At 71.1% G+C, this 24,795-nt stretch carries 24 protein-coding genes; 15 read left to right on the plus strand and 9 right to left on the minus strand.

Annotated features, from left to right (window positions below; translation table 11 throughout):
- Nucleotide 1: 1 nt before the first annotated feature.
- The gene (locus AC07AW_RS16340) at nt 2–1,153 is read right to left on the minus strand and encodes a PucR family transcriptional regulator (RefSeq protein ID WP_478816098.1); all 1,152 of its coding nucleotides are present in this window, start codon (nt 1,151–1,153) and stop codon (nt 2–4) included.
- A gap of 160 nt (nt 1,154–1,313) precedes the next feature.
- Here AC07AW_RS16340 and AC07AW_RS16345 point away from each other — a divergent pair, with 160 nt between their 5' ends.
- Complete coding sequence (locus AC07AW_RS16345) at nt 1,314–2,819, plus strand: long-chain-fatty-acid--CoA ligase (RefSeq protein WP_478816099.1); 1,506 nt, start codon at nt 1,314–1,316, stop codon at nt 2,817–2,819.
- Here AC07AW_RS16345 and AC07AW_RS16350 read toward each other — a convergent pair.
- Together AC07AW_RS16350 and AC07AW_RS16355 are read right to left on the minus strand one after the other, a co-directional pair.
- Nucleotides 2,813–3,238 (minus strand): tautomerase family protein, encoded by a 426-nt coding sequence (locus AC07AW_RS16350; RefSeq protein ID WP_478816100.1) that lies wholly within the window; start codon nt 3,236–3,238, stop codon nt 2,813–2,815. The genes AC07AW_RS16345 and AC07AW_RS16350 overlap by 7 nt on opposite strands.
- 37 nt (nt 3,239–3,275) lie before the next feature.
- Nucleotides 3,276–3,977 (minus strand): SDR family oxidoreductase, encoded by a 702-nt coding sequence (locus AC07AW_RS16355; protein WP_478816101.1) that lies wholly within the window; start codon nt 3,975–3,977, stop codon nt 3,276–3,278.
- A 96-nt stretch (nt 3,978–4,073) separates the two neighbouring features.
- Between AC07AW_RS16355 and AC07AW_RS16360 the strand changes: the two genes are divergently transcribed.
- Nucleotides 4,074–4,556: a winged helix-turn-helix transcriptional regulator gene (locus tag AC07AW_RS16360; RefSeq protein WP_478816263.1), complete on the plus strand. Its 483-nt coding sequence runs from the start codon at nt 4,074–4,076 to the stop codon at nt 4,554–4,556.
- A gap of 31 nt (nt 4,557–4,587) precedes the next feature.
- Here AC07AW_RS16360 and AC07AW_RS16365 read toward each other — a convergent pair whose 3' ends face one another.
- From AC07AW_RS16365 to AC07AW_RS16380, 4 genes are all read right to left on the minus strand, one after another.
- Nucleotides 4,588–5,799: a PucR-like N-terminal domain-containing protein gene (locus AC07AW_RS16365; RefSeq protein ID WP_478816102.1), complete on the minus strand. Its 1,212-nt coding sequence runs from the start codon at nt 5,797–5,799 to the stop codon at nt 4,588–4,590.
- 215 nt (nt 5,800–6,014) lie between these two features.
- Nucleotides 6,015–6,956 carry a hypothetical protein gene (locus AC07AW_RS16370; RefSeq protein WP_478816103.1) on the minus strand — a complete coding sequence of 314 codons (942 nt, stop codon included), beginning with the start codon at nt 6,954–6,956 and terminating at the stop codon, nt 6,015–6,017.
- A 45-nt stretch (nt 6,957–7,001) separates the two neighbouring features.
- The gene (locus tag AC07AW_RS16375; RefSeq protein ID WP_478816104.1) at nt 7,002–8,633 is read right to left on the minus strand and encodes a DUF6801 domain-containing protein; all 1,632 of its coding nucleotides are present in this window, start codon (nt 8,631–8,633) and stop codon (nt 7,002–7,004) included.
- Between the two features lie 122 nt (nt 8,634–8,755).
- A complete protein-coding gene (locus AC07AW_RS16380; protein ID WP_478816105.1) occupies nt 8,756–9,391 on the minus strand; it encodes a hypothetical protein in 636 nt (211 codons plus the stop codon).
- Between the two features lie 574 nt (nt 9,392–9,965).
- Here AC07AW_RS16380 and AC07AW_RS16385 point away from each other — a divergent pair.
- From AC07AW_RS16385 to AC07AW_RS16445, 13 genes are read left to right on the plus strand one after another with little or no spacing between them, the layout of a single operon-like run.
- Entirely contained in the window at nt 9,966–10,976 is a 1,011-nt protein-coding gene (locus AC07AW_RS16385; protein WP_478816106.1) for an ABC transporter ATP-binding protein, read from the plus strand.
- Nucleotides 10,973–11,737 (plus strand): MlaE family ABC transporter permease, encoded by a 765-nt coding sequence (locus AC07AW_RS16390; RefSeq protein ID WP_030212814.1) that lies wholly within the window; start codon nt 10,973–10,975, stop codon nt 11,735–11,737. Before AC07AW_RS16385 ends, AC07AW_RS16390 begins: the two co-directional genes overlap by 4 nt.
- A 5-nt stretch (nt 11,738–11,742) precedes the next feature.
- Entirely contained in the window at nt 11,743–12,549 is an 807-nt protein-coding gene (locus AC07AW_RS16395; RefSeq protein WP_478816107.1) for an MlaE family ABC transporter permease, read from the plus strand.
- A gap of 1 nt (nt 12,550) precedes the next feature.
- Nucleotides 12,551–13,804 carry an MCE family protein gene (locus AC07AW_RS16400; protein ID WP_478816108.1) on the plus strand — a complete coding sequence of 418 codons (1,254 nt, stop codon included), beginning with the start codon at nt 12,551–12,553 and terminating at the stop codon, nt 13,802–13,804.
- Nucleotides 13,801–14,856, plus strand: coding sequence for an MCE family protein (locus tag AC07AW_RS16405; protein ID WP_478816109.1), 1,056 nt, complete (start codon nt 13,801–13,803; stop codon nt 14,854–14,856). Before AC07AW_RS16400 ends, AC07AW_RS16405 begins: the two co-directional genes overlap by 4 nt.
- Complete coding sequence (locus AC07AW_RS16410) at nt 14,853–15,902, plus strand: MCE family protein (RefSeq protein WP_478816110.1); 1,050 nt, start codon at nt 14,853–14,855, stop codon at nt 15,900–15,902. Before AC07AW_RS16405 ends, AC07AW_RS16410 begins: the two co-directional genes overlap by 4 nt.
- Nucleotides 15,899–16,924: an MCE family protein gene (locus tag AC07AW_RS16415; RefSeq protein ID WP_478816111.1), complete on the plus strand. Its 1,026-nt coding sequence runs from the start codon at nt 15,899–15,901 to the stop codon at nt 16,922–16,924. Before AC07AW_RS16410 ends, AC07AW_RS16415 begins: the two co-directional genes overlap by 4 nt.
- Complete coding sequence (locus tag AC07AW_RS16420; RefSeq protein WP_478816112.1) at nt 16,921–18,132, plus strand: MCE family protein; 1,212 nt, start codon at nt 16,921–16,923, stop codon at nt 18,130–18,132. The genes AC07AW_RS16415 and AC07AW_RS16420 overlap by 4 nt, the downstream gene beginning before the upstream one ends.
- On the plus strand, nt 18,129–19,403 hold the full coding sequence (locus tag AC07AW_RS16425; protein WP_478816113.1) for an MCE family protein: 1,275 nt from the start codon (nt 18,129–18,131) through the stop codon (nt 19,401–19,403). The genes AC07AW_RS16420 and AC07AW_RS16425 overlap by 4 nt, the downstream gene beginning before the upstream one ends.
- On the plus strand, nt 19,400–19,912 hold the full coding sequence (locus AC07AW_RS16430) for a hypothetical protein (protein ID WP_478816114.1): 513 nt from the start codon (nt 19,400–19,402) through the stop codon (nt 19,910–19,912). Before AC07AW_RS16425 ends, AC07AW_RS16430 begins: the two co-directional genes overlap by 4 nt.
- Entirely contained in the window at nt 19,909–20,595 is a 687-nt protein-coding gene (locus tag AC07AW_RS16435) for a hypothetical protein (RefSeq protein WP_478816115.1), read from the plus strand. Before AC07AW_RS16430 ends, AC07AW_RS16435 begins: the two co-directional genes overlap by 4 nt.
- A gap of 26 nt (nt 20,596–20,621) precedes the next feature.
- A complete protein-coding gene (locus AC07AW_RS16440; protein WP_478816116.1) occupies nt 20,622–21,164 on the plus strand; it encodes a nuclear transport factor 2 family protein in 543 nt (180 codons plus the stop codon).
- Nucleotides 21,165–21,214: 50 nt separating this feature from the next.
- Nucleotides 21,215–21,949: a hypothetical protein gene (locus AC07AW_RS16445; RefSeq protein WP_478816117.1), complete on the plus strand. Its 735-nt coding sequence runs from the start codon at nt 21,215–21,217 to the stop codon at nt 21,947–21,949.
- A gap of 20 nt (nt 21,950–21,969) precedes the next feature.
- Here the strand turns inward: AC07AW_RS16445 and AC07AW_RS16450 are convergent, their stop codons facing one another.
- Both AC07AW_RS16450 and modA read right to left on the minus strand, forming a co-directional pair.
- Nucleotides 21,970–23,904 (minus strand): ABC transporter permease, encoded by a 1,935-nt coding sequence (locus tag AC07AW_RS16450; protein WP_478816118.1) that lies wholly within the window; start codon nt 23,902–23,904, stop codon nt 21,970–21,972.
- A 93-nt stretch (nt 23,905–23,997) separates the two neighbouring features.
- A complete protein-coding gene (gene modA / locus AC07AW_RS16455) occupies nt 23,998–24,795 on the minus strand; it encodes a molybdate ABC transporter substrate-binding protein (RefSeq protein ID WP_478816119.1) in 798 nt (265 codons plus the stop codon).

The following is a 24,795-nucleotide window of genomic DNA, read 5'->3' on the forward strand; positions in this document are numbered from 1 at the left end:
CTCAACCGGCCTTCGGATCGCGGACCGCGAGGAGTGCCGCGCCGAAGTCCGCGGCAGCGCGCGGGTCGGAGAGGGAGCGGCCCGTCAGTTCCTCCACGCGCCGCAGGCGGTAGCGCACGGTGTTGGGGTGGACGAAGAGGCTTCGGGCCGCGGCGGCGGCCGAGCCGGCGGCGGCGAACCAGTGCTCCAGGGTGCGCAGCAGCCGGGATCGTTCCGCGGCCGGAAGGTCGAGCACCGGCCGGAGCACCACCTCCATCAGGTGCGCGGCCTCGGCCGGAGCCGCGGCGACGACCATGGCGAGCGGATTGTCGTCGAAGCGGGCCACACCGGGGCCGGTGCCTTCGAGCCCGGCCAGGGCGAGACGCGCGAAGCGCAGGGCCTGAGGCGTGTCCCGCAACGACTGGAAGCGCGGACTGAAGCCCACGCGGGCGCGCGTCCGGCGCAGGATGCGCAGACAGATGGCCTCCGCCGCCGGAGTGGGCAGGGCGATCAGGGCGAGCTGCTGGTCCGGCAGAAGCCTCCAGGCGGACGGGAGGTTCGCCTGGCGCAGCGCCGCCTCCGCCCCGGTGAGCGGTTCCTCGCCGGGAGTGCCGGCCTTCGCCGCGGCGACCGCGTAGGGCCCGTGCTCGGGCAGCTCCAGTTCGCGGGCGGTCTCCCACAGCGTGCGGTCGGTGACGATCCCGGTGAACAGCGCCTCCACCAGGGCGGACCGCCGTGCCTGTCCCTGCGAGGTGAGCTCCGCGGCCGCCTCCCGGTAGGCCACCGCCACCGACTCGGCGTACAGACCGGACAACGCCCAGAACTGCGTCGACTCCGACAGCAGGAGGTCGACGGAGATCTCCGGGCGGGTGCGGGCCTCGGCGAGGATCTCCGTCCACAGGAGCTGCGAGCCGATCCGGTACGCGTGGAGGGTGTCCGCCAGCGGTACCCCCTGCTCCGCCCGGAGCCGACCCGTGTCACGGGCCGAACTCGCGTCCGGAGTGCCTCCGAGGCGGAGGTGGGTGAGGATCAGGCCCGCGTTGGCGGTGCAGGAGCGGCGCAGGGAGTCCAGCGGGATCAGCGACTCGTCCTCGTACGCCTCGACCTCCGCACGGATGCGCAGTACCATGCGCTCGCCGAGTTCCGGAAGCCCTGCCTGAAGCGTCTCCGCCACGCCCGAAAGGATCATTCCCGCAGCTTAACGCCGTCACATTGTGGTCAGGGACAATCCGGAACGTCATGCGTTGTCACACCGGCCATAGGCCGGGCGTGCATACGACGGCAGTATGTCGACGATGTAAACATTCGATGATGCCGTGTAACGGAGGCAGGTCATGGCCAATCTGGCAGGGTTCCTCGTGGAGACGGCTGCGCGGCAGCCCGAGCGCCCCGCGCTGCGCCTGGGGGAGCGGGTCATCAGCTACGCGGAGCTGGACGAGCGCAGCGCCCGCGCCGCCGCCCTGCTCAGGTCCGAGGGTGTCCGGCCCGGAGACCGGGTCGCGCTGATGCTGCCGAACGTTCCCGAGTTCGTCGTCCTGTACTACGGCGTCCTGCGTGCCGGAGCGGTCGTGGTTCCGATGAACCCGCTGCTCAAGACCCGGGAGACCGAGTTCCACCTCGCCGACTCCGGCGCGGTGTGGCTCTTCGAGTGGCACCAGGCGCCGGGCGAGGGCGCTCAGGGAGCGGCCGCGGCGGGGGTGCGGCACACGGCCGTCGAGCCCGCCGCGTTCGCCGCGGCGCTGGCGGAGCAGGAGCCGCTGCCCGAGGTCGCCGACACGGACGACGAGGACATGGCCGTCCTCCTGTACACCTCCGGCACCACCGGCCGCCCCAAGGGCGCCGTCCTCTCCCACGCCGGCCTGCGGCACAACACCGAGGTCAACAGCGTCCACATCCAGGAGATGACGCCGGAGGACGTGGTGGTGGGCTGCCTGCCGCTGTTCCACATCTTCGGCCAGATCTGCACCATGAGCGCGGCCGTCCGCAGCGGCGCCTCCCTCGTCCTCATCCCCCGGTTCGAGCCGGGAGCAGTCCTGGCGGCCATCGCCCGGGAGCGGGCCACCGTCTTCGAAGGCGTGCCGACCATGTACGCGGCGCTGCTCCAGCACCCCGCGGACGCGGACGTGTCGACGCTGCGGATGTGCATCTCCGGCGGCGCCTCGCTGCCGGTGGAGATCCTCCACGGCTTCGAGCGGCGCTTCGGCTGTCCGGTCCTGGAGGGCTTCGGCATGTCCGAGACCAGCCCGGTGGTCACCTTCAACCACCCCGACCGGCCGCGCAAGGCCGGCTCCATCGGCACCCCCATCCGGGACGTCGAGGTGCGGCTGCTCGACGACAAGGGCCAGGACGTGGCTCCCGGCGAGATCGGCGAACTGTCCGTCCGCGGGCCCAACCTGATGAAGGGGTACTGGAACCGCCCGGAGGAGACGGAGGCCGCCGTCCCCGACGGCTGGCTGCGCACCGGCGACCTCGCCCGCGCCGACGAGGACGGCTACCTGTACGTCGTCGACCGTAAGAAGGACATGATCATCCGCGGCGGCTACAACGTCTACCCGCGCGAGATCGAGGAGGTCCTCCACGAGCACCCCGCCGTCGCCCTCGCCGCGGTGGTGGGATTCCCGCACCCCGAGCTCGGCGAGGAGGTCGCGGCCGCGGTCGTGCTGCGCCCCGGGGTGGAGGCCGCTCCCGAGGAACTGCGGGAGTACGTCAAGGACCGCGTGGCCGCCTACAAGTACCCGCGCAGGGTGTGGCTCGTGGACGCACTGCCGCTGGGGCCCAGCGGCAAGATCCTCAAGAGGGAGATCACCGTGCCCGCGGTCTCCGGCGAGCCGGGTCAGTAGGCGGTCGCCCTGTTCTCCTCTGCCCAGAGCCGTTCCGTGTCGGAGCCGCCGGGCGGAGGAACCAGCCCGTTGATCATCCAGAGCTCCTCGCTGGTCTCGTCGACGTGGAACTCCCAGTGGAGCCCGGCGTGCCGTTCGAGGTGCGGGCGCACCATCTCCCTGATCCAGCGGGCCGTGCGGCGCCTGCTCTCCTCGTCGGGGTTGCGCCGGGCGATGTGGTCGATGGTGATGCGGACCCCGACCGGGGCGGGCTCCCCGCCGACGTAGAAGTCCTCGGGCCGGGTCTCCTGGAACAGGGTGACCACATAGAAGCGGGGCAGGCCGACCTTCTCGTAGTGGTCGGCGATGGACGAGGCGAGCCGGTGCTTCTCTTCGGCGGAGAAGATTCCCGGGGTGTGGTGAACGGTCCACAGGGGCATGGGGGTTCGTAGCTCCTCAGTCAGGGGGGCGGGGAGGTCAGCCGGCGGCCGGGAACGTCAGGTGTTCCACGGGCCCGGACAGGGCGGACTTCACGGTGACGCTGACGTCGTCGGCGAGCACCTCGACGGCCCCGGCCTCCAGACCGTCGACGATCCGCGCGGCCACGTCGGCGGGCTTGGCCTTGCTCCGGTCGAGGGCGGAGACCATGTCGGTGTCGATGAATCCGGCGTGCACGCCGACGACGTGCGTGTGCTGCGGCGCGAGTTCGAGCCGGAGCGAGTTCGTGAGGGACCAGGCCGCCGCCTTGGAGGCCCCGTACGCCCCGCTGCCCGCCAGCCACGACAGTACGGAGTGCATGTTCACCAGCGCTCCGCCGCCGTTCGCGGCGAGGACGGGAGCGAACGCCCGCGCCACCCGCAACGGCCCGAAGACGTTGACGTCGAAGGTCTCGGCCGTCTGCTCGAACTCGCCCGTGAGCAGCGGCGCGGGCAGCAGGACCCCGGCGTTGTTGAACACGATCCCGGCGTCCGGGGCGAGCTCCGCGAGGGCGGCGACCGACTCGGCCGAGCGCACGTCGAGCACGGCGGTCACCACCCGTGGGCGCTTGTCGACGTAGGCCGAGCGGGCGGTGGAGTACACCTTGCTCGCCCCGCGCGCCAGCACCTCGTCGACGAGCGCGGCACCGAGTCCTCGCCGCCCGCCGGTCACCACGACCACCTTGCCCGCCACCGTAACCACGGCACTCACTCCTCATCTGGATAACGACCTCGTTAGTCAGATGCAAACACGCCAGGTCTGAGTAACGCAAGCATTAGTTACAATGGGCCGGTGGCGATGAGGTTCGAGAAGCGACTGAGTGACCGGGACGCGTGGTCGATCGGCGACGGGTGCTCGGCCGGCCGGGTGCTCGACCTGCTGAGCACCCGGACGGTCTTCATGGTCGTGCGGGAGTGCTTCTACGGCACGACCAGGTTCGAGGACTTCGTGGCGAGGATCGGCACCTCCGCGCCCTCGGTCTCCCGCGCGCTCAAGCAGCTGGAGTCGGCCGGGGTCGTGGCGCGCACCCCCTACCAGGAGCCGGGGAAGCGGGCCCGCGACGAGTACCGGCTCACCGAGGCGGGCGAGGACCTGCTGCCGGTCTTCCTGTCGCTGATCCGGTGGGGTGACACGTACCTGCAGGACGGCCGTCCGCCGCTGGCCTTCGTCGACGCCGAGAGCGGCTGCCCGCTGAGCGTCCGCGTGACCGCGGACCCGGCGCCGGATCCGTCGTCCGACGACATCGAGATCCGCCTGCACCCCGACTGGAGTCGCGACTGACGCTCCCGCGGCGCGAGAAGGGGTACGAGGCTCAGTCCGCGCGCTTCCTGCTGTGGAGGTGCAGCGAGCGAAGGGCCGCTTCGAGGGCGAACCGATGGTCGGGATCGAGGAGCCGGTCGCCGAAGTGGTTGTCCAGGTTCCGCAGGCGGTAGCGGACCGTCTGCGCGTGCACGCCCAGCATCTCGCCGACCTGTTCGGCGGGGGCGCGCGTGGAGATGTGGACGCGCAGGGTCTCGATCAGCCGTTCGCGCCGGGTACCCGAGAGATCGTCGAGCGGGGCCAGTTCACGCGCGGCGAGCTGCGCCGTGAGGGCCGGATCGGACAGCAGCCACAACGTTGTCAGGTGCTCCTCGCAGCGCACGAGGGGCGCGTCCGCCACGATGCCGTCGTCGATGAGCTGCAGCACGCGCCGCGCCCAGCGGATGGAGTGCGCGGCCTGCACCGGCGGCACGGTCAGGCCGACGACGGCGGGGGTGCCGGCCAGGGCGGATTCGAGCATCGCGAGGCGCTGCGGGGTGAGCGGCCCCGGGATGAGCAGATGCGGCTGGGGGAGGCTGAGGTCCGCCAGGACGTCCCGGTCGAGACCCGCCTGGATGAGCTCGGCGACCGGAGGACGGAGGGCCACCAGGGTGCATTCGGCGGGGAGCTGCCAGGAGGCCTCCTCGCAGAGCTCGGCGATCGTCGCCCGGGGCAGTGGCGGACCCGCGACGACGAGGTGGAGTAACTGTCTTCTCCGCGCCGCCGCGTCGGACACCGCGCGGGCCTGGGCCATGACGTAGCCCTCGCGGGACAGGGCTTCGAGCTCCTCGACGTAGGCGAAGAGGGCGTCCGCGAAGGCCAGGATGAGGGTGGGGGAGAGGTTGTAGGTGCGGCCGATGCTCTTGGCCCGGCGCAGCGCGATGCGGGCCCCGAGGCGATAGGCACCCTGTAAGGAGTCGAGGTCACGGCCCTCGTAGGCCTCCACGCGGCCGAACTTGCGCAGCAACTCGTCCCTGAGGGCCGACTTGGTCCCCGGGGCGGCGACCCGTTCCACGAAGGCCGCCAGGGCCTGTTCCACGCCCTGGCGGATGGCGTCCGAGTGCGGTCCGTTGAAGAGATGGGCGTACACGGGATAGGTCCGCTGGATCTCCACGCCGATCTCCTTGATGAGGCCCGGGATCTCCGGCCTCATCAGGTCGGCGAACTCCCTGGGGAGCGGGTCGAGCGGCTCGCCGATGTTCGGTGACTGTGCGATTGCGGGCATGGGGTGATCCCTTGCTCTCCTGCGCGACCGGTGGGGAGCGGCGGTGCGGCGCCCTCCCGGGTGGGGTGGGCGCCGCCCCGGCCGTCAGGTGCGTACCAACGGGGACTGCTGAAGCTAAATCAACTGCTGTGTGCTGTACACAACTTGCGCAAGAGTTGGCGGTCCGGAGGCCCGTGCGCCGCCGGACTAGGCCGGGAATCGCCCCTGGGTGGCCGTTACCTGACCGCCGAGTGCCAGTTCTGGGAGAACACCTTTCCGGCGTCGGGGGCGAGGACGCCGGGGGCGTAGAGGCCGGTCAGGTAGGTCTGGGTGTTGTTGAGCGTGAGGCTGTTCTTCCCGGCCGCGGAGGGCAGCCCCGTCTTGAGGTTGACGGCGCCGTTGACCAGGCCGAGGCCCAGGCCGCAGCCGCTGGCGCCGGGGACGGCGAAGGTGGTGTCGACCTGGGTGGAGCCGAGGAGGTTGAGGCGGCTCATGTCGCCTTCCTCGTTCGGGGTGCCGTCGCCGCTGTAGCGCTCGACGCCGAAGTCGGGCGCGGTCTTGTTGCTCGGGCGCAGCAGGATCGGGTTGGACTTGGACCCGATGTAGCAGTTGCTGCCGAGGAACGGGTTCTCCAGGTGGATGCGGACCGGGATGGTCACGATCGGCATGTCGGTGAGGACGCCCGCGATCTGGTCGAAGTTCGAAGGCGTGCCGACCGATTCCATGGTGGCGGTGATCCTGTTGAGGTCGGCGTCGGACAGCTGCCGGCAGATGTCGGTGATGAACGGGATGTCGCTCGGACACATCAGGCCGAGCAGGCCGCCGGGGACGGTGGCGGAGTCCGCGATGAGGGAGCCGGCGGGCGGGGGGACGACGGTGTTGGTGCCGTCGGCGTTCTGGATCACACCGAACTGGAGGTTGGTCCTGCCGGTGACCACGGTCGTGTTCCCGAGCTTGATGGAGCCGCCGGCCGAGGAGGACGACACGCACTGCGGCGCCTTGTCGAGGCCGTCGGCGGCGAGTATCGCGGGGGCGTCGACGGGGCAGCGGTCGAACGGGGCCCAGCTGCCGTTCAGCTGTGGTGAGGCCGCGGTCGCCGTGCCGATGGAGACGAAGGCGCCGAGCGCGGTCAGCGCGGACAGGGTGGCGAGTCTCGTGCGGGAGGTGACGAGGGACATGGCGGATGCCTTCCGTCGGGGTGAAGGGGGGACAGGGCGGTCTGATCAGCGTTCGGGCTTGGGGACCACGTACGGCTGGCGGTCCTCGGTGCACTGGCCTTCGGTGGGCACGTCGACGCCCACGGCGCAGGTCTGGCCCTGGATCTGCTTGATGTAGTTGCCGGGGCCGGAGATGGACGCCGTGAGGAGCCGGTCGAGGTTCTCACCGCCGGCGCCGCATCCCTTGAAGGCGGGGATGGACACCTCGCCGGTGAGCGGCCCGCCGCCGGTGAGGAGGTAACCGGTCGCGTCCGTGCCGTTGATGAGCTGTCCCTTGCCCAGGAGTACGAGGTGGTCCCCGGGGTACTTGGCGGGGTCGGGCTCGCGGGAGGTGAGCGGCTTCTCGGTGCGGCAGTCGGGCCCGACGTCCAGCCGGGTGCCGTTCACCCGGACGTCGAGGACCCGCAGCACGAAGCGGGCGCGGATGTACGTCTCCGAGAGGTTGTCGGGGAAGACCAGCAGGACGTCCGAGTCGACGGTCAGGGGCCCTGTCTGCTCCAGGACCATGGTGGCCGTGGCCGGCGCGAAGCCGAACGTCAGGAAGGTGGCCTTGAACGGCGGGGTCTGCTTGCGCCCCTGGTAGGAGAGGTGTCCGGTCGACGGAGTGAGGAGGTGCATGCTTCCGTCCGGCCGGACGACGAACTCCGGCTGGCCCTGCTCGATCAGGACGCACGACACCGGAATGATGTTGGCGCCGTTCAGCTTGCGCACGTTGGAGTAGCCGGTGATGTACGCCGACAGTGAGGTGGGGGTCGGTTCCCCGGTGACGCAGGGCGGTGCGGCCGGCCGGCCCGCCGCGGTGCCGGGTGCGTCCTCGTCGGTCACCGTCAGGCCCTTGCCCCTGTCCGTCTGCTGCCCGGTCCGCGGGTCCTTCGGGGCGTGGCCGTCCGCCGTTCCCGGACGCACCGGGACCGTCCGTCCCGAGGGGGAGGACGGCCCGGAGGACGGGGAGGAGGAAGGAGACGCCGAAGGGGCGGACGGCGAGGTGGGAGGGGTGCTCGGATTCCCGGTGCCGGTGTCGGCGCCTACCGGGACCGTGGCGAGCAGAGTCCGGCCCTCCGCGTCCTGACCGGGGACGCAGCTCACGGAGAGAGAGGACGCGGTGGCGGGCGCGCCGGTGTCCGTGCTCGGGGCGAGATCGAGGGTGAGGCCCGCGGCGGTGAGGGTCAGATCGCCGGCCGTGTCCGTCGTCAGCGTCGGCACGTCGCCGGTCGTGGTGAGCACGAGAGGCCCCTCGGCGGGGACGTCGAGGGACTGCGCCGTACCGCTCCAGGTCGCCTGCGCGCGCTGCTCGTTCTGGGCCACGTCGACCGTGAGCCGGGTTTCCGCCCGCACCTTGGAGCCCGCAGAGGCGGTGAGGTCGGCCGCGGCCGGGAACTCCACCGTCGTGGTGACGTCGGTGGGCCTGATCTCCTCGCCGGGGGCCGCCCGGTCGGGGAAGGCCGCCGTGATCCGCACCGTCGCGGGCCGCTGTCCCGAGGGCAGGGCGCAGACATAGGGCAGCGCGGTGTCGACCTTCAGCGTCCCGACGGCGACGGCTGCCGCCGGGAGCAGGGGGGCGAGCGCCACGAACGCGGCGATCGTCGCGCCGCGCGCGCGGATACGGGAAGGTCGAGGGGTGGGCCCGGGGCCTCTCATCTGTTGCTCCGCTCGGGTCGTTCGTGTGCCGACGGGGGAAGGGGGCCGGCGAAGGGCGCGGGCACAGGCCCGCGTCCGCCCGGCCGGGGTCGCCGGCCGGACGGACGCGGGTTTCTGCGTCCTTACGGGTTGGAACCGACGATCGTCGGGATGGTCGTGGTGCCCGCCACCTTGAAGAGGTACGTGCCCTTGAAGGTGGGCTTGGCGCCGACCGGGACGGCCGAACCGCAGCCGGAGGACGAGACGACGGTGAGCTCGCCCGCGAGGCTGTTGACGGCGAGCGCGCCCGTCGAGTTGGTGTACGTGCTGGACGCCTTGCCCGTGACGCGGAAGACACAGGCGCCGACGGTCACCTTGGCGTCGACGTTGCCGACGTAGCCCTTGGTGACGCCGGTCGCGGCGGTGTAGTCCTGCGCCACGATCGTCCAGGGGGTGGTCGGGACGGCGGTCACGGGGCCCAGCACGCTGGTGCAGGGCGTCCCGGCGACGCCGAAGGCGATGGAGTTGATGGTGCCGACGGTCGCCGGGTTGCCGGTGGTGCTCTGGCCCGTGCCCGAACCGTTCGACTTCGTACACGTCATGGCGATGCCGTTGACGCTGAGGACGATGTTCCCGCTGTTGACCGCGGTGATGCTGGCCGGGGACGGGCTGACGGTCCAGACCGTGGACGCCACCGCCGAGGCGGGGCTGACGGCCAGGCCGAACGCGGCCGAGGCGGCTCCGGCGACGACGGCGAGCTTTCTGATGGGCTTCTTCATGGCTCTGGGACTCTCCTTGGGGATTGACCGGCAGAGGGGTGGCCGCGGTGGGGGTCGAGCGGCCGGCGGCCCGACATTTCTCGGCCGCGAAACCAGACGTTACTTGCGGGAAACTTAGCTGAACAATGGCGCAGCCCATGATTCTTTGGAGATGTCGAAATGCCTGTCAAGTGGGTGAGCGATGGCGTGAATCCCCTTGGTTCCCGGGTGCGCAATGTCGACAATTCTGATCGATCGCCGGGGTGACCCGCCACTCTCCCCGGTGATAAACGGTGAGGCGGAACTGTCTCCCGACTGATAAATGTTCCGCCGTTTGATTTCCTGTCGGGAAAACTCGGAATCCGCTATTGCCGCGAGAGGTTACTCGGCCGTAGCGTTCCCGGGGCGGCGCACCGTCGCAGGTCGGCGCAGCTCTGTGTCTCCGCGGAGACAAAAGTCGATCCCGACCTTGTCTCCGCGGAGACAAATACAGGAGCGGATCAAGAAATATGGCGCCCGCCTATTGTCCGGATGATCCGCACCGCCTTAACGTGCGCCCGCGGCGCACACCCGACGCACGCTTGCTGGAGGTGGGATGGGAATCGAAGTAGTCGTTGAGGGTCTGACCATGTCCTTTGGCAAGCAGAACATCTGGCAGGACGTGTCACTGACCCTGCCGGCCGGAGAGGTCAGCGTCATGCTCGGCCCTTCCGGTACCGGGAAGACGGTCTTCCTGAAATCGCTCATCGGACTGCTGAAACCCCAGCAGGGCCGTGTCCTCATCAACGGTGTCGACATGGTCGGCAGCCCCGAACGGGACATCTACGAGACCCGGAAGCTCTTCGGCCTCATGTTCCAGGACGGCGCCCTGTTCGGCTCCATGAGCCTCTTCGACAACATCGCCTTCCCGCTGCGCGAGCACACCCGCAAGCGGGAGTCCGAGATCCGGCGCATCGTCATGGAGCGGATCGAACTCGTCGGTCTGCTCGGCGCGGAGGGCAAGCTGCCGGGCGAGATCAGCGGAGGCATGCGCAAGCGCGCCGGACTGGCTCGCGCGCTCGTGCTGGACCCGCAGATCGTGCTGTGCGACGAGCCGGACTCCGGACTCGACCCGGTCCGCACCGCCTACCTGTCCCAGCTGCTCATCGACCTCAACGCGCGGATCGACGCGACGATGCTCATCGTCACCCACAACCTCGACATCGCCGCCACCGTCCCCGACAACATGGGGATGTTCTTCCGGCGCAGGCTCGTCACCTTCGGGCCCCGCGAGGTCCTCCTCACCAGTGACGAACCGGTCGTGACCCAGTTCCTCGCCGGCCGCCGCGAAGGCCCCATCGGCATGTCCGAGGAGAAGGACGCCGCCCTCCTCGCCGCCGAGGCGGAGAACCTGGCAGGCCACTCGACGGCGCCCCGCGTCATCGTCCCGCAGCTGGAACCGTCCCCGGGTCTGCCGCCCCGCGCGGCCGTCACCCGGCGGCGAGAGCGCGTCCTCGGCATGCTCGACCAGCTGCCGCCCGCCGCCCGCGCCGCGATCCGCGACACCTACGCGCGCACCGCTGCCGCGCCCACCCTGACCATGCCGGCCACCGGGAGCGGCTCGTGATCACCGGCGCGCTGCGGCAGACCGGCCGCCTCTTCGCCCTCGCTGCCGAGGTGAGCAGGGCCGTCTTCCGGCGCCCTTTCCAGTTCCGGGAGTTCATCGAGCAGTTCTGGTTCGTCGCGAGCGTCACCATCCTGCCCGCCGCACTCGTCTCCATCCCGTTCGGCGCCGTCATCGCCCTCCAGGTCGGCTCCCTCACCCAACAGCTGGGAGCCCAGTCGTTCACCGGCGGTGCCAGCGTCCTCGCCGTCATCCAGCAGGCCAGCCCGCTCATCGTGGCCCTCCTGATCGCCGGCGCCGGCGGCTCCGCCATCTGCGCCGACCTCGGCTCCCGCAAGATCCGGGAGGAGCTCGACGCCATGGAGGTCATGGGCGTCTCGCCCGTCCAGCGCCTGGTCGTCCCGCGCGTTCTCGCCACCATGGCCGTCGCCGTGCTCCTCAACGGCATGGTCTCGGTCGTCGGCACGCTGGGCGGCTACTTCTTCAACATCGTCCTCCAGGGCGGCACCCCCGGCGCGTACCTCTCCAGCTTCTCCGCCCTCGCCCAGCTGCCCGACCTCTACATCAGCGAACTCAAGGCCCTGATCTTCGGGTTCATCGCCGGCATCGTCGCCGCCTACCGGGGACTCAACCCCCGCGGCGGACCCAAAGGCGTCGGCGACGCCGTCAACCAGTCCGTCGTCATCACCTTCATGCTGCTGTTCTTCGTGAACATGGTGCTCACGGGCATCTACCTGCAGATCGTCCCGCCGAAGGGAGGCTGAGACCGATGGCCTCCCCGTTCGTATGGCTCGACCGGTCCGGTGACCAGCTCCTGTTCTACGTCCGAGCCCTGCTCTGGATCCCGCGGACGCTGCGCCGCTACCTCAAGGAGGTGCAACGGCTGCTCGCCGAGGTCGCCTTCGGCTCCGGCGGCCTCGGCGTCATCGGCGGCACCATCGGCGTCATGATCGCGATGACGCTGTTCACCGGAACCGTCGTCGGCCTCCAGGGCTACGCGGCCCTCGAACAGATCGGCACCGCCGCCTTCACCGGATTCGTCTCCGCGTACTTCAACACCCGCGAGATCGCCCCGCTCGTCGCCGGGCTCGCGCTCTCCGCGACCGTCGGCGCCGGATTCACCGCCCAGCTCGGCGCCATGCGCATCAACGAAGAGGTCGACGCCCTCGAAGGCATGGGCATCCGCTCCATGCCGTACCTGGTCACCACCCGCATCATCGCGGGCGTCGTCGCCATCGTCCCGCTCTACGCGATCGGCCTGCTCTCCTCCTACCTGGCCTCCCGCTACGTCACGGTCCTCTTCAACGGCCAGTCCCAGGGCACGTACGACCACTACTTCAACCTCTTCCTGTCACCGACGGACGGCCTCCTCTCGGTGCTGAAAGTGCTGATCTTCAGCGTGATGGTGATCGTCGCCCACTGCTACTACGGCTTCCGGGCCACCGGCGGCCCCGCAGGCGTCGGCATCGCCGTCGGCCGCTCCGTACGCAACGCCATCGTGCTGATCAGCGTCACCGACTTCTTCCTGTCGCTGGCCCTCTGGGGCGCGACCACGACCGTGAAGGTGGCGGGGTGAGATGAGCGACTCACGTGCCGAGACCGTCCGCCGCCGGTTCGCCGGCGTCGTCTTCCTGCTCGTACCCGTCCTGCTCGCCTCCCTCGCGGTCGCCGTCTACGACAAGCGCTTCACCGACTCCGACCCGATCGTCGTGGAGACCGGCAGCGTCGGCAACGAGATGCACCTCGGAGCCGAGGTGAAACTGCGCGGCGTCGTCATCGGCGAGGTCCGCGCCATCGACGCCACCGACGGCGGCGCCCGGCTCACCCTCGCCATGCGGCCCGGAACCCTGCGCCACGTCCCTTCCGACGTCCGCGCGCAGATGCTGCCCACGACCCTCTTCGGCGAACGGTTCGTGGCCCTCGTACCGCCCGCGACCCCCTCCGCCCGGGCACTCGGCCCCGGAGACGTCATCCCCGAGGACCGATCGAGCAACGCCGTGGAACTCCAGCAGGTCCTCGACAACGTCCTGCCCCTGCTCACGGCCGTCCAGCCGCAGAAACTGTCGGCGACCCTGTCCGCCGTCTCCCGCGCCCTGGAGGGGCGCGGCGACAAGCTCGGCGAGACGCTCGCCCAACTCGACGCCCATCTCCGCGAGTTCAACCCCCATCTGCCCGCCCTCACCCGCGACCTGAAAGAGCTCGTGAAGGTCAGCCACCTCTACGCGGACGCCGCCCCGGACATCGTCACCGCGCTCACCGACTTCACCAGGACCAGCGGCACCCTCGCGGAGAAGGAGGGCGAGTTGGCCGGCACCTTCGGCGCCACCACCCGGACGGCACAGGACCTGACCGCCTTCCTCCGGCAGAACAAGAACAACATCATCCGCCTCAGCGCCACCAGCAGGCCGACCCTGGAACTGCTCGCCGAGTACTCCCCGTCCTTCCCCTGCACCCTGCGGACCCTCGCCCAGTTCGTGCCCGCGATGGACAAGGCCCTCGGCAAGGGCACGAACCAGCCCGGACTGCACGTCGAGGTGACCACCGTCCCCTCGCGCGGCGCCTACGTCCCCGGCCGGGACACTCCCTCGTACGGAACGGGCGGCGGCCCCCACTGCTACCCCGTGCCCTACCTCGGCGTCCCGGCCGCACCCGCCGCGCGGGCGTCCGCCGCGGCCGACCAGGACCTCGGGCCCGCCAACTCCCCGCAGGAGAACGACCTCGTCAACGAACTCCTCGCCCCCGCGGCGAAGAAGCGGCCCGGCGACCTGCCGGACTGGAGCAGCCTGCTCGCCGGCCCGGCGTTCCGCGGTGCGGAGGTGACCCTCCGATGACGACACGCCCCTCCCCCACGCGACGTCGCGGTCTGACCGGGACCGTCCTGAAGTCCCTCGCGTTCGTCCTGGTCACGGCGCTCGCCACCACCGTCCTCGGCTTCAGCATCGCCAACACCGGCGTCGGCTCCGCCACCCGCTCCTACAAGGCGCTGTTCACCGACGTCACCGGGCTCGTCGAGGGCGACTCCGTACGCATCGCCGGGGTGAAGGTGGGCGAGGTGACCGACGTGCGCGTCGTCCAGCGGCGCACCGCCCAGGTCACCTTCACGGTCCGCGAGGACCGCACCCTGCCCCGGTCGGCGACCGCCGCCGTGAAGTACCTCAACATGGTCGGGCAGCGGTACGTCTCCCTCGGCCGGGGCACCGGCGACCTGGCCGGCACCCTGAACGCCGGGGACACCATCCCGCTCGACCGCACCACCCCCGCACTCGACCTGACCCTGCTGTTCAATGGCTTCAAGCCCCTGTTCGAGGGACTCTCGCCCGCCGACGTCAACGATCTCGCCGGTTCGCTCGTGCAGGTCCTCCAGGGCGAGAGCGGAACCGTCGACAGCCTCCTGCGGCACATCGGCTCCCTCACCAGGACCGTGGCCGCCAAGGACAAGGTCATCGGCGAGGTCGTCACCCACCTCAACACGGTCCTGACCACCCTCAACAACCGCGAGGCCGCCTTCGGAGACCTCGTCGTCACCCTGCAGAAACTCGTCACCGGCTTCAACACCGACCGCAAACCCCTCGGCGAGGCGGTCAAGGCCATCGGCGACCTCACGACGACGACCGCCGGACTCCTCCAGGAGGGGCGCGCCCCCCTCAAGAAGGACATCCGCGAACTTGGCCGGCTCTCCGGCACCCTGGGCGACCACACCCCCACCATCGAGACCTTCCTCGCCAACACCCCCGGCAAGATGACGGCCCTGGCCCGGCTCTCCTCGTACGGATCGTGGTTCAACCTCTACCTCTGCGAGGCGCGCGTGAGCGGCGTGGGAACCTCCGACGGCTCCAAGCCGCCGACCGGCATCGCCGTGACCGAGACGAGGTGCCGCGGATGAGCCCGCTCGGCCGGTTCAAGCCGGTCAAGGAGCGCACCCCCGTCGCCGTCGCCCTCGTCGGCCTCGTGGTCCTCGCCCTCATGGCCGTCCTGGCGTACAACGTGGAACGGCTGCCCCTCGTCGGCGGCGACACCGCCTACAGCGCCGACTTCACCGAGGCCGCCGGACTCGACGCCGGCGACGAGGTCCGCATCGCCGGGGTCAAGGTCGGCAAGGTCACCGAGGTCGCCCTCGACGGACCCAAGGTCAAGGTGACGTTCGAGGTCGGCGACGCCTGGATCGGCGACCGCTCCACCGCCGCCATCGCCATCAAGACCCTCCTCGGCGAGAAGTACCTGGCGCTCGACCCGCTGGGCTCCGCCCCGCAGGACGCCGGCACCCGCATCCCGCAGTCCCGCACCACCTCCCCGTACGACGTGACACAGGCCTTCCAGGACCTCAGCGGCACCGTCGACGCCATCGACACAGAGAAACTAGCGGAGAGCTTTCAGACGATCTCCGACACCTTCAAGAACTCCCCGCCGCACGTACGCAACGCCGCCACCGGCCTGTCCGAACTGTCGAAGTCCGTCTCCAAGCGCGACACCGAACTCGCCCGGCTCCTGGAGAACAGCAAGAAGTTCACCAAGACCCTGGAGGACAAGAAGTCCAGCTTCGAGATCCTCATCGAGGACGGCGGTTCGCTGCTCGGGGAGCTCAAGAAGCGCCGCGAGGCCATCCGCGCACTCCTCAAGGGAAGCCGGGACCTGGGCACCGAGCTCAGCGGCCTCGTCGGCGACAACAAACGGCAGCTCGGCCCCACCCTGAAGGCCCTCAGCCGCGTCACCGGCGTCCTGGAGAAGAACAGCGGCCAGCTCGACAAGACGCTCGCGCTCATCGGCCCGTACTACCGGCTCGTCGGCAACACCCTCGGCAGCGGCCGCTGGTTCGACAGCTACCTGTGCGGCGTGGTGCCCCGCACCTATCTGCCCGAGGCCTCGCAGCCCAAGACCGGATGCCTGCCGCCGAAACAGACGGCGACGGCCAAGGGAAGCGGTGAACGATGACCAAGTCCAGAAAGCCCCTCGTCGCCGGGCTCGCCCTCACGGTGCTCGCGGCCTGCGGCCTCGTCGCCGTCCGCGTCCTCGACGACGACGGCATCCGCGTCACCGCCTGGTTCGACCGGGCGGTCGGCATCTACGCCGGATCCGACCTGCGCGTCCTCGGCGTACGCGTCGGAGAGGTGGAATCCGTGGAGCCGCAAGGCACCCGGGTACGCGTCGCACTCCGCCTCGACGAAGGCGTCCGCGTCCCCGCCGACGCCCGGGCCCTCGTCGTCGCCCCGAGCATCGTCGCCGACCGGTACGTCCAGCTCACCCCCGCCTACAGCACCGGCCCCACCCTCGCCGCCGGCGCCCAGCTGCCCGCCTCCCGCAACCGCACCCCCGTCGAGATCGACCAGCTCTACGACTCGATCACCGAACTGAGCAAGGCGCTCGGCCCCGACGGCGCCAACTCCGCCGGAGCCCTCTCCGAACTCCTGGACACCGGAGCGAAGAACCTCAAGGGCAACGGCACGGCCATCGGCACCTCCATCGAACAGTTCGGCAAGGCCGCCAAGACCCTCGACGGCAGCAGCGAGAACCTGTTCACCACCCTCGGCCGGCTCCAGACCTTCACCACCATGCTCAAGAAGAAGGACGGCGACGTCCGCACCGCGCAGGAACGCCTGGACGAGGTCGTCGGCTACTTCGCCGAGAACAAGGAAGACCTCGCCGGCGCCCTCAAGGAACTCGGCAAGGCCCTCGCCCAGGTCAAGACCTTCATCAAGGACAACCGTGGCGAGCTGAAGAAGAACATCGACCGGCTCGTCCCCCTCACCCAGACCCTCGTCGACCAGCGGGCCTCCCTCGCGGAAGCGCTCGACGTCGCCCCGCTCGCCGCCGGCAACGTCGTCAACGCCTACAACAAGGACACCCGCACCCTCGACGGCCGCGCCAACCTCAACGAGATCAGCATGGGCGGACCGCTGCTGCCCCTGCCGGTCACCGGAGGCTCCTCGGCGAGCAGCGGAGAGGGGGAGCGGTGAACCGGGACTCCCTGCCCTCCCGGAAGGCCGTCGGGGCCGGCGCCGTCGGAGCCCTCGCGCTCGGCCTCGGACTCGCCGTCGTCCTCGGCGCGCTCCCCGCCGACCCCGTCCGGTTCGACGGCATCGAGGACCTTCCGCTGCCCGGCGGCGCCGACCTCGGCCCCCACCCCTACACCGTCACCGCCGAGCTCGACGACGTCCTGAGCCTCGCCCCGCAGTCCGCGGTCAAGGTCAACGACGTCGCCGTCGGCCGCGTCACCGCCATCGAACTCGGCACCGGCACCTGGTCCGCCCGCGTCACCCTGAAGATCAACGGCGACGTCCGGCTCCCCGCCGACGCCGGAGCACGGCTCGAACAGTCGAGCCTCCTGGGCGAGAAGTACATCCAGCTCGTCGCCCCGCGCAAGGACAGCGGCACACGCCTCACCGACGGCAGCGTCATCCCCCTCGCGCGCACCAGCCGCAACACGGAGGTCGAGGAGGTGTTCGGCGCACTGTCGCTGCTCCTCAACGGCGGCGGCGTCAACCAGCTCAAGACCATCACTCGGGAACTCAACGCTGCGCTCGGCGGCCGCGAACCCGAGGTCCGCTCGATGCTGAACCGCGTGAACACCCTGGTGACGAACCTCGACGCGCACCGCGGCGACATCACCCGCGCCCTCGACGGCGTCAACCGGCTCTCCGCCACCCTCGCCGGCCGCAAGAAGGACGTCGACACCGTCCTCACCGGCCTCTCGCCCGGCCTGAAGACCCTGGAGAACCAGCGAGGCTCCCTGCTCACCATGCTGCGGGCCCTGGACACCCTCTCCGGCGTCGCCGTCTCCACCGTCGACGCGAGCAAGAAGGACATGGTCGCCGACCTCAAGGCCCTCGCGCCGACCCTCACCGCGCTCGCGGACGCCGGAGCCGACCTGCCCGCATCACTCCAGGTGCTCCTCACCTATCCCTTCACCGACGAGGTGATGCGCGGCATCAAGGGCGACTACCTCAACACCTATCTCCACCTCGCCGCCGCCCCGGGCACCGAGGTCATCCCGCCCCTGATCCCCAGGACCGAGCCCACCCCGACCCCCACCCCGCCGGCCCCGGAGCCGACCTCCGAGCGGCGAACGGGAACGAAGTACTCCCCGCGGAGCCCGCAATCGGCGCTGCCCCTGCCCCCGGTCACGACGGGCACCCCATCCAAGGACGGAGGCGAGAACCGGTGATCACCCGCACGATCCGACTGAAGAACCTCGCGTTCCTCGTCATCGCCGTACTCGTCCTCGGCTTCGTCGGCGTCCGGTACGCCGACCTCGGCCGCTACGCCGGCGTCGCCGACCACTACACCGTCCGCGTCCACCTCGCCCGTACGGGAGGACTGTTCACCCACTCCGACGTCACCTACCGGGGCGTCTCCGTGGGCCGCGTCGGGGCCATCGACCTCACCGCCGACGGAGTCGTCGCCGAACTGCGCATCAAGAAGTCGGCGCCCCGGATCCCCGCGGACGCGCGCGCCGTCGTCGCCGGACTCTCCGCGGTCGGCGAGCAGTACATCGACCTCCGCCCCGAGAGCGACGACGGACCCTTCCTCGCCGACGGCGCCCGCGTCGAACAGTCCGACACCGAAGTGCCCGCACCCGTCACCGACGTGCTCGCGAGCATGAACGACCTCACCCGCTCCGTACCCCTCGACTCCCTGCGCACGGTCGTCGACGAACTCGGCACGGCCTTCGAGGGACACGGCGACGACCTCCAGGTCCTCCTCGACAACGGCAGCAGACTCGTCCAGGCCGCCGACCGGTCCCTGCCCGCCACCACCCGGCTCATCGACGACGGCGAGGTCGTCCTGCGCACCCAGGCCGACGAGAGCCGCGCCATCCGGGACTTCGCCACCGGCGCCCGCGACCTCGCCGCCACCCTCAAAGGCTCCGACACCGACCTGCGCCGCCTCCTCGCCGTCACCCCCGACGCGACCGGGCAGGTCAGCGGCCTCCTGCGCGACCTCGACCCGAGCCTCGGCGTCGTCCTCGCCAACCTCCTCACCACCTCGGAGATCGCCGTGACCCGGCAGCGCGGCACGGAGGAACTCCTCGTGAAGTTCCCGGCGGCCGTCTCGGCGGGAGCCACCACCGTCGACGGAGGACACGTGAACTTCGGCATGGCCGTCACCTTCTTCAAGCCGCTGCCCTGCACCTCCGGCTACGGCGGTACGCGCTATCGCAACGGACTCGACCTGGGGACGGCGCCCGCCCTCAACACCCGCGCCGCCTGCACGTCCCCGGCCTCCACCGGCGTCAACGTACGCGGCTCGGCCCACGCCCCCGGGAACGGCGGCGTCCCCACCCCGGCCCGGCCCGGCTCCCTGCCCTCCGGCAGCGCGCGCACCACCGGCGACACGCACCAGGCCCTGCCCGGCGCGCTCGCCCTGCCGGGCGCGACCGGCGGGCCGACGGACATGGCCGGACTCCTCGGCCTGACCACCGGGAGCACCCGATGAAGCGGGCGAAGTCCCTGGCCATCGGCGCCCTCGTCGCCGCCCTCGGATTCTGCGGGACCGGAGCCTGGACCTACGCCCAGGCCCGTACCGACGAGGAGCTCGCCTTCGGCCGGGAACGCGACACCGCCCTCGCCGAAGGCCGCAGCCGCATCACCGTCCTGAACACCCTCGACGCCTCGACCCGCGAACACGCCGAAGCCGGCATCCGGGCCTGGCGCGAGGCCTCCACCGGACCGCTCCGCACCGAGCTCGGCCGCACCGAACCCACGGTGGGCGCCTCGGCACGCGCCACGGTCACCGAGGCCGCGCTCACCGCCCTCGACACGAGGGCCGGTACGGCGAAACTCATCGCGACCGTACGCGTCGACGTCACACCCCGCGGAGCCACGACCGCCACCACCGACCGCAAACGCCTGGAGGCCGTCCTGACCCGCACGGACGAGAACACCTGGAAGGTCGCGGCACTGAGCGCGGTGCCGGTCGCCGGAGCGGAGGACGGGGACCGATGACACGACTGCTGCGCGAGGAGACCGGCGGGGACACGGGGACCGACGGGGGAGAGGCACCGGAGGCCGTCGGCGACGACCGGCCGGAGACGAGGTTGACCCCGGACGTGGATGGGACCGGGACCACCGGGTCGGCCATGGACGTGGATGCGACCGGGACCACCAGCAAAGCCGGACGCCGTTCCGCCACCCTGTGGCGAAAAGGTGCCCTCGCCGCCGCCCTCACCGTCCTCCTCCTCGGCGGGAGCGGGCTCTTCTACGCCGCCCACCAGCTCCGTTCCACTCCATCGGCGCGCAACCACGCCCTCACCGACACCGAGAACACCACCCGGGTGAGCGGCGACGTGGCCGAAGGACTCGCCCGGGTCTTCTCCTACAACGCGGCAAACACCGACGCCGCCGAACGATCCGCCCGCACCGTCCTCGCCGGGCGCGCCGCCCGCCAGTACGGCGACCTGCTCGCCCAGGTCCGCGCGAACCTGGTCGACCAGCGCATCACCCTCTCCACCCAGGCCGTCCGCACCGGGGTGATCGAACTCGACGGGGACAGCGCGCGCCTCCTCGTGTTCCTCGACCAGAGCTCGCGGCGGGACAAGGCCGCCGCCACCTCCGCCGCGGCCCAGCTCACCGTCACCGCCGAGTACCGGGGAGACCGGTGGCTGATCGTCGACATCAAGGCCCGCTGACGATGAGCGGGAGACAGGAGAAGCCCATGAAACGCCAGGTCCGCGCCTCGGCGGGAAACCGGCCGGCCCTGGCCGTCGCCCTCGTGCTCACGCTGGTCGCGGGCGGCTTCGCGGCCTGGGAGGGCCGGAGCTGGTACGCCGCGGCCCACGACGACTCGGCCGCGTACGCCGTGCAGCGCGACCGGGCGCTCGCGGCGGGGGAGCAGGCCGTGCAGAACCTCAACACCCTCGACCACCGGCGCGTGGACCAGGGCCTCGACCTCTGGGAGACCTCGACGACCGGCGAGCTCCACCAGCAACTGGTCGACGGGCGCGCGGAGTTCACCAGTCAGGTGAAGACGGCGAAGACGGTGACCACGGCCCGGGTGCTGTCCGGCGCCGTCACCGAACTCGACGACAGGGCGGGGCGGGCCCGGCTGCTCGTCGCGCTGCGCATCACCGTCACGACGCCCGACAGCAAGAGCACGGAGAAGGACAGCCGCATGCTGGGCGAGCTGACCCGCACCGACGGCCAGTGGAAGCTCAGTGCTCTGGGGCAGGCCCCCGTGGGCGGCACGGCGACCGGTTGACCGGACCGTCCCGTACGCGACAGCCGCAAGGACCCGAAAGGACCCGCACGATGCCGACGCCCCGCCACCACCTCAACCGCCAGCGCCGCCGCCAGGCCCTCGCCGCCCCGTCGGCCCCCGCGTCCAGGTCCCACGCGCCGGTCGCCCTCCTGCCGGACCCCGGGCCCGAGCCGAAACCCGAGCACAAGCCCAAGCCCACGCCCGAACCGGAGGCGGCGGACGGGACGCGGGCGCGTCCCCTCGCCCCCCTGGTGGTCCTCTGCGTCCTGACCCTCCTCCTCGGAGGCTTCGCCGGATGGGCGCACAGCAGGGCCGGGGAACTACGCGCCGACCCCGCGCGCGGAAACACGGCCCTGACCGACCTCGCCCGGAGCAGCGAGATCAAGGGGCAGACCGCCGCGGCCGTCGCCGCGCTCTTCTCGTACGACCACGCCGACACGGGTCCCTTCGACCGGGCCGGGAAGACGCTCCTCACCGGCAAGGCCGTGGCCCAGCACCGGACGCTGTTCGGCGCGGTGCTCGCCCAGGCGGCCCGGCAGAAGACGGTGATCACCACGACGGTCACCGACAGCGCGGTCGAGCGGATCGACGGCGACCGCGCCCGGGTCCTGGTCTACGCCGACCAGAGCAGCGTGAGCACGGCGGGAACCGGCAGGACCGGCGGAGGGAAGCAGAAGCCGAAGGGCCAGGACCAAGGCGTCTACGCGGGCGCCATGTTCGCCGTGGACGTCGTGCGCCGTGACGGCCGCTGGCTCGTCGAGAACATCGACACCTTCGGCCGCTGACACGCCTGTCTCGGTGTCGATCAGAGGGGCACGACCGTCGTCTCGGTCGCCTTGACGCTGGTCCACACGGACACCCCGTCGGCGAGCCCGAGCTCGGCGGCGGCCTGCGGGGTGATCTCGGCGACGAGGTCGGGGACGCCGTCGGAGGCGACCAGGACTCGCAGCCGGCTGCCGCTCGCGGTGATCTCGCGTACGGTGCCGGGCCAGACGTTACGGGGGCTGCCGGCGGGCTTCTCGCGGTGGACGGACACGGCCTCGGGCGCCACGATCGCCAGCGCCGGAGTGCCGACGGCCGGTGGGTCGGCCGCGACCAGGACGCCGCCCTCCTCCAGGGCGAGACCCTCGGCGGTGGCGGTGCCGGGCCAGGCGTTGCGGCCGAGCATGCGGGCGACCCAGGGGGAGCGCGGGTGCCGGGTGACCTCGGCGGGGCTGTCGTCCTGGAGCGCCCGGCCCTCGTCGAGGACGAGGACGCGGTCGGCGAGGGACACGGCCTCGACGGGATCGTGGGTCACGATGAGACAGACACCGCCGAAGCGCGCGAGGTGGGTGCGCAGGGTGTGGCGTACGTGGCCCCGAGTGGTCTGGTCGAGGGCGGCGAGCGGCTCGTCGAGGACGAGGAGCCGGGGGCGGGCGGCGAGCGCCCGGGCCAGGGCGACCCGCTGCGCCTGGCCGCCGGAGAGCTGGCCCGGGCGGCGGTGGGCGAGGTGGCCGACGCCGAGCCGGTCGAGCCAGCGCAGGGCCGCGCGCCGGGCCTCCGTACGGGGGACGCCCTGGGCGCGCAGACCGTAGGCGGTGTTGGCGAGTGCCGACATGTGCGGGAAGAGGGCGCCGTCCTGCGGCACCCAGGCGACCCGCCGCCGGTGCGGGGGGAGAGCGGTGACGTCGGTGCCGCCGAGGGTGAGGTCCGCGTGGGCCCGGGGAGTGAGGCCGAGAAGGGCGCGGAGCAGGGTGGTCTTGCCGGCACCGTTGGGGCCGACGACGGCGATGGTGGTGCCCGGTTCGGCGTCGAGGGTGAGGCGCGTGAAGCCGGTGACCTCGGCATGCAGGGACCAGCGTTCCCCGGACTGCTCCGCCTCGGCGGAGTCGGAGGGGGACGTCCCGGGGACGGGATCCTCCACGGGCTCGGGGGCGGGCCGGGCCTTGCGGTCGACCGGGGTGCCGGTCCACCGTCCGCGCAGGGCGACGAGTACACCCATCGCGATGGCGAGCAGGAGCAGGGAGACGGAGGTCGCCGCCTCCGGTTCGTCCTGGAGCAGGAGGTAGACCTTGAGGGGGAGCGTCTGGGTGGTGCCGGGCAGATTCCCGGCGAAGGTGATGGTCGCGCCGAACTCGCCTAGCGCCCGCGCCCAGGTGAGGGCGGCGCCCGCTACGACGCCCGGCGCCACCATGGGCAGGGTCACCGTGAAGAAGACGCGGACCGGTGAGGCGCCGAGGGAGGCCGCCGTCTCCTCGTACCGCGGCCGTAGTCCGCCGAGCGCGCCCTCCAGGCTGATGACCAGGAACGGCATGGCGACGAAGGTGGCCGCGAGGACGGCGCCCGAGGTGTGGAACGGGAAGGTGATCCCGAACGTCGACTCCAGCCACGGCCCGAGCAGGCCGCGCCGCCCGAAGGCGAGGAGCAGCGCGACACCGCCGACGGTGGGCGGCAGGACCATCGGCAGCAGCACGAGCGAGCGGACGAGCGCCTTGCCGGGGAAGCGCACCCGTGAGAGCAGCCACGCGAGCGGCACCCCGAGCAGCAGTGAGAGCCCGAGCGCCCAGAAGGAGACGAGCAACGAGAGCTTCAGCGCCGTGACCGTGCCCGGTGCGCTCAGATGGCCGGCGAGCTCGCCCCACTCGGTCCGTACGAGGATCCCGATCAGGGGCAGCGTCAGGAACGCCACGGCGAGCAGCGCGGGCACGGCCAGCGTCAGCGGCGGACGGGTACCGGACCTACGCGCGCCTGTGTGTTTCATCGAGTGACCCCGCAGAGATGACGACATGAGGGCGACGGGCTGTCCGTTCCCCCGAACCGGACAGCCCGTCGTGATCCGGACGACCAGGATCCGTTACGGCTTCTGGAAGCCGGCGTCCTGGAGGATCTTCTGTCCCTCGGGCGAGGAGAGCCAGGCGACGAACGCCGTGGCGGCCTCGGTGTTCTTCGAGTCCTTCAGCGTGGCGGCGGGGTACTGGGCGATGGCGTTCTGCGCGTCGGGGATCTCGACGGCGTCGACCTTGTCCTTGGCGCTGTCGGCGTCGGTCTTGTAGACGAGTCCGGCGTCGGCCTCGCCGAGTTCGACCTTGCTGAGCACCGCGCGGACGTTGGGCTCCTGGGAGACCGGGTTCACGGTGATCTTCTGGGCGTCGAGGACCTTCTTGCTGTACTTGCCGGCGGGTACCTCGGGTGCGGCGAGGACGACCTTGAGCTTGGGGGCCGCGAGGTCCTTGAGCTCGTCGATCTTGAAGGGGTTGCCCTGGGCGGTGGCGATGACGAGGCGGTTCTTCGCGATGACGGTCGGGGTGCCGGTCTCGGCCTTCGCCTTGTCCATGCTCTTGGTGTCGGCGGTGACCAGGACGTCGGCGGGGGAGCCCTGGGAGACCTGGGCGACGAGCTCCTGCGAGCCGGCGAAGGAGAAGGTGATCTTCGTACCGGGGTGGGACTTCTCGTACGCGGCGCCGGCCGTCTTGAAGACGTCGGTGAGGGAGGCAGCGGCGAGCACCGTCAGCTTGGCCTGGGGCGCGTCCTTCGCGGAGCCGGTGTCCTTCTTCGTGTCGTCGCTCGAACAGGCCGCGAGCGGCACGAGCAGCGTGGCGGTGAGGACGGCGGCGGCCGTACGGCGTCTGGCGGGGGTGAGGGTGACGGACAT

This window comes from Streptomyces sp. NPDC044003 (assembly GCF_056435185.1).